This is a genomic window from Affinundibacterium amnicola (assembly GCF_014284275.1).
Classification (GTDB): domain Bacteria; phylum Pseudomonadota; class Gammaproteobacteria; order Burkholderiales; family Burkholderiaceae_D; genus Undibacterium; species Undibacterium amnicola.
On the sequence record NZ_JACOFU010000001.1, the window covers coordinates 564,956 to 579,702 of the forward strand.

Here is a 14,747-nt window from a genome sequence, read left to right on the forward strand (position 1 = left end):
GAATAATTATGCGTATTAGCACCAACACGATCTACGAATCCGGTGGCGCGCGTATCAGCGATTTGCAGGTGAGTTTGAATCGAACGCAACAGCAAATTGCATCCGGACGTCGTATTCTTAATCCATCTGATGATCCAATTGGCTCAGCACGTGCTTTGGTGATTTCCCAAACAGATGCTGTCAACGACCAGTATGCGGTGAATCGGAAAAATGCAACAAATACCTTGAGTATTGCTGAGGATACCTTAAGCAACGTCACGACTGTTTTGCACAATGTGAAAACACTTGTGGTCAGTGCAGGTAACGGCACTTTAACTGATCAAGAACGCGGCTATATTGCGAACGAATTGCAGGGAAGTCTAGACCAGTTGTTTGGATTTGCAAATGCAACGGACGGTACCGATGCTTACCTTTTTTCTGGTTTTTCTTCGACGATCGCGCCCTACACCAAAACACAAGGTGGTGCGCAATACAATGGCGATCAGGGACCTCGGTTTTTGCAGGTAGACACCTCACGACAAATTCCTATCAGTGATATTGGCTCCGCTATCTTTGGGAATATTCGTACGTCAGCTGGGCAATTCAATGTTAGGCCAAATCCATCAAATGTCGGTCAAGCGGTGGCGACAGCAGCAATTAATGTTCCTACGACAGCAAATTTGACTGGCAATAACTATGAAGTTGCTTTCGATGGTACGGGAGCGAATTTTACAATTACGAATAAAACCACTGGTGTGGTTGTGGTTCCAAGTACTGCATACACAAGCCCGCAGACAGTGACTGTTGATGGTATGGACATCACATTAACCAATACGCCTGGTGCTCCGGGACCTGATGATAAGTTTTCGATTCAGCCAGGTAATCAAAATATTTTTGAAACCTTGACGGACTTAATTAACACCCTAAAGAGTCCAGCAGGAAATGTGCCTCAAAAGCTTGAATTAACTGCAAATCTTAGCCAAGCTAATTCGAATATTGATAAATCCTTGTCTAATGTATTGTTGGCGCGCACTGGTTTAGGTACCGCCCTAAAAGAGCTAGAGAATTTGAATAATGCTGGTGAGAGTATGGGGGTGATTTATAAACAAGAATTATCCGCGCTCCAAGATTTAGATTATGCGAAGGCAATCACTGAGTTGAATCAAAATCAGGTTGTATTGCAGGCCGCGCAGCAATCATTTGTAAAAACCTCATCGTTGTCGCTGTTTAACTACATCAACTAATTTGATGATCTAGCGGAATTTTTACTAGATTGAATTAGAAAAAGCCTCACTAAAATAAATTAGTGAGGCTTTTTTATTGCTTCTTTGAGCTTAACTTAGATAGCCCTAGTCATTTTCTCAGCAATGTAAGTTTTCTGTTCAACAGGTGGTTCAACTAACTTAACGATTGCAAAAGAGACGTTATCGCCTTGCGAGTTTGCACGGTCACGTGCTTTTTTGATTAATAGCTCTGAAGCCTGACGTGGCGTGCTTGCGCCAACGGCAACTGATAGCTCGATATCCGCAAAATAGTGCCACAAACCATCTGAGCACAATAAAAATGAATCGCCAGCGGTGAGATTATCTTTTTCTCCGAAACTGACGTAGGGAATAGCATTCTTTGATCCAAGTACATTCACCAAGACATTCGACATTTTGTGATTTTTTGCCTCTTCCGCCGTAATGGAGCCCTCATCAACCAAGCGCTCTACATAAGAATGGTCTTTGGTCCTCTCTGCATAGTTGGGGCCATCAAAGCGATACATCCGTGAATCACCCACATGAGCCCAAACTGCTTTTTGTGGGGAAATAACAATCGCAACAAAAGTGCTATGAGGTTCTTTTTCAGATGAAACTGCCGATAACTTAATGACGGTATGGGCTTCGTGTACGATCGCCTCTAACATTTTTTTGATGTCATTGCCCGGGAAGAATTCATCAAATAACATTTTGGCCGAACGAATAACTTGTTCTGCTGCGATAGCACCACCGCTCTTGCCGCCCATCCCATCTGCAACGACAGCCATCATATGGCCTGGTGCATGTGGAGCTGCGAAAAGTGCGACGCGGTCTTGTTGTTCTTTACGATCACCGATATGCTGAGCGGTGCCTGCTTCGATCTTATATTGGCTCATACGTCGTGGTAGATTACACTAGTCGGAAATTCCGAATTTTTTAAATAAACTTGCTGTATTTTACTCGCTCTTAAAGCTTATGGACCATACAAATCAAATTCGAATGCGCATTTGTGAATTAGAAGTTGAACATCGAGACCTTGATTCTGTGATTGAGGCAATTATTAAAGATCCAAATCATGATGAATTACAATTGCGCCGTCTGAAAAAACGTAAGTTACAGTTGAAAGACTATATTGCGCTACTAAAAATGCAATTGTCTCCAGATATTCCTGCCTAAGATGAAAAAACATTTTTTGTTATTCGCTTGCTCGCTACTTGTTGTATTTGATTGCATTTTATTTTGACTGAACATAATTTAATACCGAATGGCACTGGCATTCATGACTCTGAAGTAGAACGAATCTTTGGTGATAGCGGACTTTTGAGTTCGTCGATCCAAGGATATCGGTCGCGTCAAGCGCAAATTGAAATGGCAAAGGCGATTGGACAAGCGATTGCTGGACAGCAAACTTTATTGGCAGAAGCTGGAACCGGAACCGGTAAAACCTTTGCGTATCTTATTCCAGCCTTGCTTTGGGGCGGTAAGGTCATTGTCTCTACTGGGACAAAAAATCTCCAAGATCAATTGTATCTGCGCGATATCCCGACCATCAAAAAGGTGTTGCGGGCTCCGGTTTCTGTTGCCTTATTAAAAGGGCGTGCAAACTATCTCTGCCATTTTCATCTCGAACGCACATTGCAAAATGGTCGCCTAACATCGCGGGAAGATGTGGGTTACTTACGTGATATTTCACGCTTTATTAAGACGACGAGTAGTGGTGATAAAGCCGAGTTGACGCGAGTGCCAGAGACCGCCCCGGTGTGGAGTTTGGTGACTTCGACCAAAGACAATTGTATGGGCTCTGAGTGTCAATACTACCAAGACTGTTTCGTTATGAAAGCGCGCAAAGAGGCGCAGCAAGCAGATGTCGTCGTGGTAAATCATCATCTGTTTTTTGCTGATTTGGCTTTGAAAGACACTGGAATAGCTGAGTTACTACCATCCGCCAATACAGTGATTTTTGACGAAGCACATCAACTGCCTGAGACCGCCACCTTATTTTTTGGAGACTCGATTTCTACTTCGCAGATTCTTGAGTTGTGCCGTGATACTTTAGCTGAAGGTTTATCACATGCACGAGATGGTGCCGAATGGGCAAAGATAGTTGCACCAGTTGAGCGTGCTGCACGCGATTTACGCCTATCTTTCCCGCAAGATTCGATTCGTTTGTCATTGCAACAAATTGCACCGTCTAGTGATTTCTTTCCAAATCTGGAGACATTAAAAGACTCTCTGGGTGATTTGATCCAAGTTTTAGAGAAACAAGCCGAACGAGCTGAGACAATTGAACAATGTCGTGTGCGCGCTATCGATTTGCAAGATCAGCTAGACGATTGGCGTGAACTTGAACCTGATTCGAAAGCTGCCAAAGCGAAGCCTGAATGTGTTTTATGGGTTGAGGCTTATTCGGTCTCGTTGCAATTGCATCGGACGCCGTTATCTATCGCGCCAATTTTTAACAAGCAGCGTGAAGGCGTACCACGCACATGGATTTTTGCTTCCGCAACCATGGCTGTGAAAAATGATTTTAGTCATTACGTGTCCCAGATGGGTTTATGGGATGAGCCTGCTCGTACTTGGCCGAGTCCGTTTAATTATCAAGAGCAGGGCGTACTTTACGTGCCAGAAGGGATGCCGCAGCCTAATTCGAGAGAGTATACCGATGCGGTAGTGGATGCGGCTTTGCCAATTATTGAAGCGGCTGGAGGTCGCACGTTTTTACTGTGCACAACCAACAAGGCGGTCAAACATTGTGCAGAACGTTTGAAAGATGAATTCACTCAACGAGGATTAAATTTTCCCTTGTTTGTACAAGGTGATGCCGGACGTACAGAATTATTAGATCGGTTCCGAGCTGCGGGAAATGGTGTCCTCATTGGCTCGCAAAGTTTTTGGGAGGGCGTGGATGTACGCGGCGAGGCACTTTCCTTGGTGGTGATCGATAAGTTACCATTCGCACCACCAGACGACCCCGTGTTAGCGGCGCGAATTGAGGCGATGGAAAAGAAGGGTTTAAATGGTTTTGTGCATCACCAGTTACCCGAAGCGATTATTAATTTGAAGCAGGGTGCAGGCCGATTAATTCGCGATGAAACTGATCGCGGTGTGCTCATGATTTGCGATCCACGATTGATCTCTAAGCCTTATGGTAAGCGTATTTGGCAAAGTTTGCCGGCGTTTGCGCGGACACGAGAATTGCCTGTCGTGCTGAAATTTTTCTCAGACCTAGCCCTGTCGCGACAGAAATCATCAATAGACTAGAACATATCTACATGAGCAAATTTGCGCACTTTATATACGCCAATGATACGCCAGTTATACACAATGAGTTTTAGGAGTTAGCCGATGATTTCGAATTTAGTACAAGAGACCGTTGATCAAGTTATTCGTTCACGCCGTTCTTTACGCGCATTTCTCAACACGCCCGTTGCTGTCGAGGACATCCGTGCAATTCTGGATGTGGCAGCTCGCGCGCCTTCTGGGACAAATACGCAACCATGGAAAGTGTACGTGCTGACTGGTGATCGGCTACAACAACTGTCGAGTAAGATTTTGGCTGCGCACAATAACCCCGAGATAGCGAAATTGCATACGGAAGAATATCGATACTATCCGGTCGAATGGCGTAGCCCTTATATTGATAGACGACGTAAAGTTGGTTGGGACTTATATGCATTGCTTGGTTTGGCACGTGAAAATAAGGAGGGTATGCATGCCCAACATGGCCGCAACTATTGTTTTTTTGATGCGCCAGTAGGCTTGATTTTTACGATCGATAGAGTCATGGAGCAGGGTTCTTGGCTGGATTATGGAATGTTTCTGCAAAATATTATGTTAGCCGCGAAGGCGCGAGGATTAGATACTTGTCCGCAGGCGGCATTTACCCAATACCACAAAATCATTCAAGAGGAATTGGCATTGCCAGAACAAGAAATGCTGGTTTGTGGAATGTCTTTGGGGTTTGCAGACATGCATAAGATTGAAAATTCTTTACAAACTGAACGTGCTCGGCTCGAAGATTTTGTCCAATTTCTAGAATGAGTGTAAAAAATTTATATCATTTGCATACGTTTGATTCAAATGTGAAGAATTCTGGTGAGGATGTGACGCTAAGTCTTTAATTCTCTTGCGAATTATCAAGAATTTGCTACACTTCGTTCCATTAGGAAATTTTTGCCTCAAGGAGTAATACATGGTTGCACTACGTTTGAAGTCTATGGTGAAATCTATGTTCAGTTTTTCGTTGAATAAAACGGTTTTGTCTGCATTTGCATTAGCTTCTGTTTTTGCTGTGTCCCAAGTCAGTGCTGCGAGTGATACGCAGGTGCGCTCTAAAAAAACCAGTCTGAAAAAGAGTAGTTTGGTACAGGCAAAATCAGTCAAAGCGAAAAAATCAACAAAACGCAGTAAGCAGACGCTCATCGTCTCAAAATCTAAAAAAACCACCAAATCCAAAGCAGCCATACGTTATGCAGCCTTGGATAATGAAGGCCCAAGCGTGGGCGACGCGGTTGGATTGAAGCAGTCTAAAGACGCGCTTTCCTTGTCTTCAAACGCGGCATTTGTCGTTGATCAAGATAGTTCTAAAGTCTTGTTTGAAAAAAATGCAGAAGTATCTTTACCTATCGCATCGATCACTAAGTTGATGACCAGCTTAATCGTTGTCGAAGCAAAGCAAGATCTTGATGAGGTGATAGAAATTACCACGGATGATCTTGATCGTGAAAAAGGAACCGGTTCTCGTTTGGCGATTGGTGCAAAACTATCCCGTGCGGATCTTTTGCATATTGCTTTGATGAGTTCAGAAAATCGTGCGGCATCAGCACTGGGAAGAAGTTATCCAGGTGGTTTGTCTGCATTTGTCGCTGCGATGAATGTCAAAGCCAAGCAGCTTGGCATGAATGACACTTATTATGTCGATTCTAGTGGCTTATCAAGTAAGAATGTAGCAAGTGCGCGTGATTTGGTTAAACTGATTAACGCTGCTTATCAATATCCACTTATTCGTGAGTATTCAACCGACACAAAGTATGTTGTGAATCCTAAGGGAAAACGATTGTTAGAGTATGGTACAACCAACCATTTGGTTGATAAATCTGACTGGAATATTGGTTTGCAAAAAACCGGATACATTGCAGAAGCTGGTCGTTGCTTGGTCATGCAGGCAATTATTGAAGGACGCGCCGTGGTGATGGTGTTTTTGGATTCTAAAGGTAAATATTCACGTATGGCAGATGCTAGTCGCGTTAAGAAATTGATTCAAGGAATGCGACCACAGGGATAAATTCAGAGATACTGGTGTGCATAAAAAAAGCTTTGCGTTGCAAAGCTTTTTTTATGCGTGGAAGAATTGTGTAAAGAATGAGAAAAACTAACAGCGTTTAATCCAGAATTTCCACCATCGTCTCAAATAGACTCGAAGACGCGCCTAATGGAAAATCTGGGTTAAATGTCGGCTTCGAATAAATCATTCCACAAAGCTTCACTATAGTGCACTGCTGCGGCGACTTTTTCTTTTTGTATGCGCGCACGCTCCTCACCCTGTAGTCGAATATTATGCTGAAATTTACGCAGTAGACGATAGCTGTTAGCGGTTTCCGTTGCGAGTTTTGAGTCAATTAATCCCAAGTTTCCACAGCGCTGTAATAGCGCAATATTGCCAATATTGCCGCACAGTTCAGGATGTAGATTGGCGTAGCGGAGTACTAAATATTGAACCATGAATTCAATATCAATCATGCCGCCGTGATCGTGCTTGAGATCAAATAGTTCGCTTCTATTTGGATTCGCATCACGCATTTTTTTACGCATATTGATTACTTCACTCTTTAGCTGTAGTGGATCGCGAGGTAAGCACAGAACTTTTTCCCGTATCGCTTCAAATGTCTTGCCAATTTCCGCATCACCGGCGCAAAAGCGCGCTCTGGTTAGCGCCTGGTGTTCCCATAGCCAGGCAGATTTTTCTTGATAACGCTCGAAGGCTTGCACTGATGACACCATCAGTCCACTTGCGCCATCAGGGCGCAGCGCAATATCGATATCAAATAAAATCCCTGATGATGTATGTGTCGTCATCCAAGTAATAAAGCGTTGCGCTAACTTCGCGTATGCGGCGGGCGCGTCTTGATCATCATCGTCATATAAAAAAATGAGATCTAAGTCCGACGCGTAACTGAGCTCTTTTCCACCTAATTTTCCGTACGCGATCACAGCAAATTTCGGCGTCTCCCTGTGTTTGCTAGCGATGGTTTGCCAAGCAGCTTGAACCACTGCTTCCACCATGATGTCGGCCAATTTCGATAGCGAATCTGCTAAATGCTCGACACTGACTTTGCCTTCCAAATCTTGCGCAAGCAATCGAAACAATAGGGCGTGGTGTAGTTCTCGTAAGCTATCTAGTTGTGCCTCCACATCACCAAGTTGTTCGCGCATGACTGTTTGTACTTCGAGCGTAAAGTCTTGCCAATCGGGCGCTTGGTGTAGAACGGATTCGTCTAACAACTCATCTAATAAAATTGGGTGGCGGTTGAGAAATTTTGCAGCCCAATCACTAGCACTCATCATTCTAATCACCCGTTGTAGTGCATGTGGAAATTCACTTAGAAGCGATAAGTAAGCGGTGCGACGGGCGATGTGCTCCATAAAATTTAATAAGCGGTCAACAGTGCATGCTTGTCCTTCAGCCTGCTTTGAAATTGTTTTTAGTGCGCTATGAATCAGGGCTGCGAGCTTTACCTGACTAGCTTCAGGTAAGGTTTGCATTTTTGCCGATTGCCAGGTGTTACTTAGTCGTACGGCGACCTGTTCAGCATCATTAAAATGAAGCGTTTGCAAATGTGAGATGATCGTTTCATTGGCGTCAGTCGCTGACATGTTTGTCGTATTGAGAGCGTCATCTTGTTGTTCCGATTTGTCTTTGAAAATCGCATCGAATTGTTCAGCTACAAATTGCATATGTGGGATGAGCACAGCATTGAGTGAAATCACATCTTGGTAGCCCATCATTTGAGCGACGATGTCTTGGTCTGCGCGATTCGCAGGGAAGATATGGGTTTGTGCATCATCTAAGTATTGCAATCGATGTTCAACATCGCGTAAAAACACATAAGCCTTCATCAGTTGATCAATGATTTCTTGGTCAAGAATATTTTTTTCAGCCAGTGTTTTTAAAGTGTTGCGAGTTGATCGGTCACGTAAGATCGCTTCTCGTCCACCGCGTATTAGCTGAAATACTTGCGCTAAAAATTCAACTTCACGAATCCCACCGCGCCCCAATTTAACATTGATGCCACGTTCTGGATGTCGAGTTTCTTGACGTACGACTTCCGCACGAATTTGATGATGCATATTGCGTAGTGAATCAATTACGCCATAGTCAAGGTAGCGTCGGTACACAAAGGGGAAGATAATTTTTTCGAGCATGGCAATATGTTCAGGCTTACCAGTGATTGCCCGGGCTTTTACCCAAGCATAGCGTTCCCACTCACGACCTTGAACTAAGAAATAGTCTTCTACCATACCAAAGCTGGCAACCAATGGACCGGAATTGCCGTTCGGACGCAAAGCCATATCAACCCGAAACGAAAAGCCATCTTCGGTAATTTCGGAAATCGCAGCGATCAGTTTTTTTCCTAATCGGCTGAAGAATTCATGATTTGATAAGCTACGTTGGTTTTCTCCAGCCAGTGTTTCACCGTCTTCGCTGTAACAAAAAATCAGATCAATATCGGAAGATACGTTTAACTCATGTCCACCAAGTTTACCCATGCCAAGAACGATTAACTGCTGAGTTTCTCCACTGTCCTCGCCTATTGGCTGACCATGAGCGGCAAGCATATCGTTCATCAAATGCTGTAAATGGGTTTGAATCACGAAGTCAGCAAAATCACTGATTGTAGTAATAACCTCATGCAAGTTCGCTAATCCGTTCAAGTCGCGCTTGATCAGGCATGCTAACACCAGGTTTCTCAAGCGCCGCATGGCGGCGTTGAGGGAAGTTCCTTGATTCATTTCATTTTGTAAAAAATCAGTAAAACTTGTTTTGCTGATGGCAAATTGCGATATATTCTCAAGCTCTTGCAGGCGGCTCGCTTTGGCGTTAAGCCAGCGTGTTACAAAGCGAGAATGGTCGAGTGAACTACTGGATGTTGAATGCATATTCATGAGGCGGATCGCTAAGAAGTCAATGAGGCACGAGGATTTGCGGTGCAGCATTGTAAGCATATTTGAAAAATCACAAATATGCTTTGAAATTGTGCGTAGTCGCGGTATATTTTGGGCAAATTTTTATCGAGGCTTTAAGACGATCATTGTTGTTAAATGATTTCATTTTTTTGTTGTGAATCGGGGGATGAGCTTGTTGTTTGAAGGATTAAACGTGCAGACGCTAAAAGACGACTGCCCCATCATTGGCGACATGCCATCACTGATCGTTCCACATTGAAAGTGGAAAATTCTTTGAATCACCCTGATCCGGTAATATCCCAAGAACCATCGCCGTCCGGCTGGCGTCGCCTCGCGCATCAGACGCGTACGACTTGCGTTGTCGCCGCATTTCATGGTGGACGCGGCTTACGCAAGTCCTTGCGAATCACTTTCAAGTTTTTACTGGTTTGCTATTTTATTTTCGCAGTTTTGTTCTTATGTTTGCGTCATCTTGTTTTGCCAAATGTAGAAAATTACAAGCCAGAAATTGAGCAATTGGTTTCTGAGAAGATTGGTAGGCAAATAAAAATTGCGCAGCTGCAGGCAAGCTGGCAAGGATTTAATCCGCGCATCGCTTTACGTGATGTGGTGATTTACGACCAAAATGCCAAACCAGCATTGAGCCTGCCAGAAATTAATACTACTTTGTCTTGGTGGTCGATTGTGGTATTGGATGCTCGTTTTGCAGCAGTTGAGTTGGTTAAGCCTGATTTGCAAGTGTCTAGAAATAAATCTGGTGTAATTCAAGTTGCGGGCTTTCCACTTCAAATCACTGATGGCAAGGCGGCGAATGACGCTGGTCTGAACTGGGTGTTAGCACAGCACGAAATTAGTATACGAGAAGGGCAAGTGACTTGGGATGATCAACTGCGTGCGCAGCCTGCACTGCAGTTAAGTTCAGTCAATTTTGTGTTAAATAATCATTGGCATCAGCATCAGTTTGCATTAAGGGCGGTGCCACCTGCTCGCTTAGCATCGCCGATAGACGTTCGTGGGAAATTTCAACAATCTGTGTTTGCGTTGAAAAAGTCGGGTTTGTCGACTTGGTCTGGTGAATTGTATTCAGATTTGAATAAAGCCGATTTGCCAGCGATCCATCAATATTTCCCTTTTCCGTTTCAGTTAAATAAAGGCATCGGGAGTGTTCGTTCGTGGACTAAGCTGGAGCGTGGGCGTTTAGCGGACTTTACCGCCGATTTGTATCTGCAAGATGTACTGGGAAAATTTAGAAAAGACTTGCCAGTATTGGATATGGCGCAAGTACGCGGGCGTTTTATCGCCACCGAACAAGTGTCGCGGCAGCGTAAATATTTGCCGCTGTTGTCTAGGCAAGCAGGGCATAGTTTGGCCTTGGTTAATTTTTCTATGCAAACCAGAGATGGTTTGGTGTTGCCCGCAACGACTTTGAAAGAAACTTTTATCCCAGGTGAAAACGGGCAAGGGGAAAAAGTTGAACTGTATGCAGAATCTTTAGATTTGGCCTCACTGGCGAATTTTGCCGAACATTTGCCGATTCCTTTGGATCAGCGACGTTTGTTAATTGATGTCGCGCCCAAAGGCGTGCTTAAAAATTTTACCGCGAGTTGGCAGGGTAGTTTTCCGGATATTTCTAGTTATCGTATTCAAGGCGAGTTTCGTAATTTGGAAATGCAGCCATTAAAGGCACAGCTGGCTCGTCCTAAACAAGGAAAGATACCAGCGAAAGTTGCGTTTCCCGCCATCCCTGGCTTTGATAATTTATCTGGGTCCATCGACGCCAATGATAAAGGTGGCAGTTTCACGCTTGATTCGACCGATCTGACGTTGCAGCTATCGAGTTATTTTGTCGATCCGGTGATGCCTTTTAATCGGCTCAAAATGCGAGCACGTTGGCAATTGCAAAATGACGATCGCCTTCAAATGCAAATTCAAGAGATGGATTTTGAACAGGATGGTGCAGTTGGAAGCCTGAGTGGTCAGCATAGTTTATCGATGCGAGAATCTGATTTGGGTGAAGTAAATTTGACCGGTCGAGTTCAGGGCTTTGATCTCAAAACAATTAATCGTTATATTCCAGCGCAAACTCCTGAGCATTTGCGTGCTTGGTTGAGTGCCGCTTTGTTAGACGGCAAAGCGAATGATGTGGTCTTTCGTATGAAAGGGGCATTAGCGGAATTTCCTTTTGAACACAATTCCCGCGATCCAGAACGCCAAGGCGAGTTTCTCGTTAAAGGCAAAATCCATGGCGGAAAATTGAATTTTCTGCCAGGTGAATATGCTAAGGATGGTGTCGCACCGTTTTGGCCAGTCATCGATGATATTAAAGGTAACTTCATCTTCGAACATGGACGTATGGAAATTCGTGCAGAAACGGCGAGTACCAATACGGTCGCTTTGAAAAAAGTGAAGGCAGTTATTCCAGACTTACTGGCGGACAATCCTATTCTAGAAATTGATGGCGCCGCTTCAGGTCAATTGCAAACTATGCTGAATTATGTAAAGGCTAGTCCAGTTGATGAATGGCTAGGGCATTTCCTGCATGACACAGTGGCTAACGGAGTAGCTCAGCTTAGCCTGAAATTGGCATTGCCGCTAAACACCATTGTTGAATCGAAGGTGAACGGCGTATTGCAATTGAATGGAGCTGAGACGGTTTTACAAGTTGATTTGCCAAAGATTAGCAATCTCACCGGACGAATTGAATTTAACGAACGTGGTGTGACGCTAAACGGTATTAAAGGCAATCTATTGGGCGGACTTGCACAGGCAAGCGGTGGTTCGCAAAAAGATGGCGCGATACGAATTAAGATCGATGGAGTTGCAAACGCTGAAGGCATACAGAAACATTTTTCTCATCTTGAATTTGCCCAGTTCCTTGAAAGTATGCAAGGCGAGACACGCTATAACACGTTGATTAATGTGAAACGCCGTCAGGCTGAATTATTGATTGAATCTGATTTGCAAGGTTTAGCTTGGAACTTACCAGAACCATTGACTAAAACTGCCAATGAAAACGCACCACTACGTTTGGAAATTATCGCGGATGCTGCAAGTGTAACGAGTGAAATTCGTGAGCAAATTAAGCTCAATGTGGGTAATCGTTTTAATGCGCAATACCAACGTAAAAAGAATAACGAAAAAGACGCAGCATGGCAGGTTTTGCGAGGTAGTGTTGCCGTGAATACGCCGGCACAATTGCCTGACTCTGGCTTGAACTTTCATATTCAGACCAAAACTTTTAATGTGGATGATTGGCGTCGCTATTTAGGTGAGCTTGCGCAAAAGCGCGGCGTATATCAATCGACTGCGGTATCGACCACAGCAGTTGTTGGCACTACCGGATTTTCTCAGTACATTGAACCGAATAGTTTTTCTCTGATTACCGATGAACTGTATTTGTTCGGAAAAAAATTGGATCAGATCGTCTTGGGAGCATCACATCAATCCGGTCTGTGGCAGGCTAATCTCGATTCTAAGCAAGCTTCCGGCTTTATTAGTTGGAACGGATTTGGTAATCAACAATCCACCGGACAAGTCGCTGCCCGTTTAAGTCGCTTAATGATTCCGCGTTCAGCGGCGAGTGATGTGGGTGATTTGCTAGAGGCAAAAAGTACGACGAAACAGCTTCCCAGTTTGGATATCCAAGTTGAAAATTTTGAGCTGTTCAATAAAAAACTAGGGTTCCTCGCATTACAGGCAAGTAATACCTTGTCATCACTTGGACGTGAATGGAATATCGACAAGTTGGTGTTGAAAAATGACGACGCAAGTTTGCATGCTAAGGGCAACTGGGTATCACGTCAGAGTGATAGTCAAACCAAATTGGAATATGTATTGGACATACTCAATTCAGGAAGTTTATTGGATCGCTTGGAGTTTCCCGGAGTACTGCGTGGCGGCAAGGGGAAATTGGAAGGTAGCGCACATTGGACAGGTCTTCCGTTTGATATTGATATTCCGAGTTTGGGAGGTCAATTGCAAATGACTTTAGCTGCAGGGCAATTCTTGAAAGTCGATCCTGGTGCTGCAAAATTATTGGGTGTTTTGAGCATGCAGTCTTTGCCGCGTCGATTTACTTTAGATTTTCGTGATGTGTTTTCTGAGGGCTTTGCATTCGACAGCATCGTTGGCACAGCGCAAATTCAACAAGGAATTGCAAAGACGGATAATTTAAAAATGAGCAGTGTTAATGCGGCAGTGTTGATGGAAGGTAGCGCTGATATCGCAAAAGAAACGCAAGATTTGCATGTCGCGGTCATTCCTGATTTTAACGCTGGTGCAGCTTCTGTTGTTTATGGTTTAGCGGTAAACCCTGTGATTGGATTGGGAACATTTCTGGCACAATTGTTTTTTAGAGATCCGCTCAAGCGCGCTTTTACTTATGAATATCAAATTACCGGACCATGGGCAAATCCTATTGTCACGAAGATAGAAAATAAAGAGCGTCAAGAAATTTTAGATAAGCAAAGAGCAGAGCAAATCAAGGCTAAAGCAGAATCAAAATAAGGATAGACGATGAAAGTCGCAGCAATTCAAATGGTCTCGGCATCAATTCCTGATACCAATCTCCAAACAGCAGAACGTTTATTGAAACTAGCAAAAGCGCAAGGCGCGGAATTGGCTGTGCTGCCCGAGTACTGGTCGATTATGGGCTTGCGTGATGCCGATAAAGTGGCGTTTGCAGAACAGCCAGGTAAGGGTGCATTGCAAACGTTTTTAGCGCAAATGGCTAAAGATTTGCAGATGACAATCGTTGGCGGCACGATTCCATTGCAGTCAGATGATAGTCATAAAATCTATAACGCATGCTTGGTATTTGATCCGAATGGAATACAAATCGCGCGTTACGACAAAATTCATTTGTTTGGATTTACCAATGGCGAGGAGAGCTATCAAGAATCGAACACCATACAAGCAGGGAATGACATCGTTAGCTTTGATAGCGCGATAGGCAAAGTTGGTTTGGGTATCTGTTATGACCTGCGTTTCCCTGAATTATTCCGCAATATGGGTGCTTGCAGTCTGTTAGTCTTGCCGGCAGCTTTTACCTACACGACAGGGCAAGCGCATTGGGAAATTTTGTTGCGTGCCCGTGCGATCGAAAATCAATGCTATGTTCTCGCATCGGCGCAAGGCGGAACGCACGACAGCGGTCGCCGCACTTGGGGGCATAGTATGCTGATAGATCCTTGGGGCAAAGTATTGAATTGTTTGGAGGAGGGCGAGGGCGTCGTGATCGCAGATCTCGATATGGATTGCATGCAAAAGATTCGTAATAACTTGCCAGCCTTGAAGCACCGACGATTTGCTTGCTCGTCTTGATTGTTCAGGTGAAGAACCTGA

9 protein-coding genes are annotated in these 14,747 nt (G+C 44.2%); 7 read left to right on the plus strand and 2 right to left on the minus strand.

What is annotated here, in order from left to right; genetic code table 11:
- The first annotated feature begins 8 nt into the window (after positions 1 to 8).
- Positions 9 to 1,223 carry a flagellar hook-associated protein FlgL gene (gene flgL / locus H8K33_RS02560; RefSeq protein ID WP_186889397.1) on the plus strand — a complete coding sequence of 405 codons (1,215 nt, stop codon included), beginning with the start codon at positions 9 to 11 and terminating at the stop codon, positions 1,221 to 1,223.
- Positions 1,224 to 1,318: 95 nt separating this feature from the next.
- On the opposite strand, the gene H8K33_RS02565 is transcribed toward flgL, so the two are convergent.
- Positions 1,319 to 2,116 carry a PP2C family protein-serine/threonine phosphatase gene (locus tag H8K33_RS02565; protein ID WP_186889398.1) on the minus strand — a complete coding sequence of 266 codons (798 nt, stop codon included), beginning with the start codon at positions 2,114 to 2,116 and terminating at the stop codon, positions 1,319 to 1,321.
- A gap of 79 nt (positions 2,117 to 2,195) precedes the next feature.
- Between H8K33_RS02565 and H8K33_RS02570 the strand changes: the two genes are divergently transcribed.
- The 4 genes from H8K33_RS02570 to pbpG all read left to right on the plus strand — a co-directional run bounded on the left by H8K33_RS02570 (position 2,196) and on the right by pbpG (position 6,504).
- On the plus strand, positions 2,196 to 2,396 hold the full coding sequence (locus tag H8K33_RS02570; protein WP_186889399.1) for a YdcH family protein: 201 nt from the start codon (positions 2,196 to 2,198) through the stop codon (positions 2,394 to 2,396).
- Positions 2,397 to 2,459: 63 nt separating this feature from the next.
- Positions 2,460 to 4,481 carry an ATP-dependent DNA helicase gene (locus H8K33_RS02575; protein WP_186889400.1) on the plus strand — a complete coding sequence of 674 codons (2,022 nt, stop codon included), beginning with the start codon at positions 2,460 to 2,462 and terminating at the stop codon, positions 4,479 to 4,481.
- 84 nt (positions 4,482 to 4,565) lie between these two features.
- The gene (locus tag H8K33_RS02580; protein WP_186889401.1) at positions 4,566 to 5,261 is read left to right on the plus strand and encodes a nitroreductase; all 696 of its coding nucleotides are present in this window, start codon (positions 4,566 to 4,568) and stop codon (positions 5,259 to 5,261) included.
- A 151-nt stretch (positions 5,262 to 5,412) separates the two neighbouring features.
- Positions 5,413 to 6,504, plus strand: coding sequence for a D-alanyl-D-alanine endopeptidase (gene pbpG / locus H8K33_RS02585; protein WP_246443232.1), 1,092 nt, complete (start codon positions 5,413 to 5,415; stop codon positions 6,502 to 6,504).
- A 161-nt stretch (positions 6,505 to 6,665) separates the two neighbouring features.
- Here pbpG and glnE read toward each other — a convergent pair whose 3' ends face one another.
- A complete protein-coding gene (gene glnE / locus H8K33_RS02590; RefSeq protein WP_186889755.1) occupies positions 6,666 to 9,377 on the minus strand; it encodes a bifunctional [glutamate--ammonia ligase]-adenylyl-L-tyrosine phosphorylase/[glutamate--ammonia-ligase] adenylyltransferase in 2,712 nt (903 codons plus the stop codon).
- A gap of 300 nt (positions 9,378 to 9,677) precedes the next feature.
- On the opposite strand from glnE, the gene H8K33_RS02595 reads away from it, so the two are divergent.
- Together H8K33_RS02595 and H8K33_RS02600 are read left to right on the plus strand one after the other, a co-directional pair.
- Entirely contained in the window at positions 9,678 to 13,910 is a 4,233-nt protein-coding gene (locus H8K33_RS02595; protein ID WP_186889402.1) for a YhdP family protein, read from the plus strand.
- Between the two features lie 9 nt (positions 13,911 to 13,919).
- Positions 13,920 to 14,726, plus strand: coding sequence for a carbon-nitrogen hydrolase family protein (locus H8K33_RS02600; RefSeq protein ID WP_186889403.1), 807 nt, complete (start codon positions 13,920 to 13,922; stop codon positions 14,724 to 14,726).
- Positions 14,727 to 14,747: the final 21 nt, after the last annotated feature.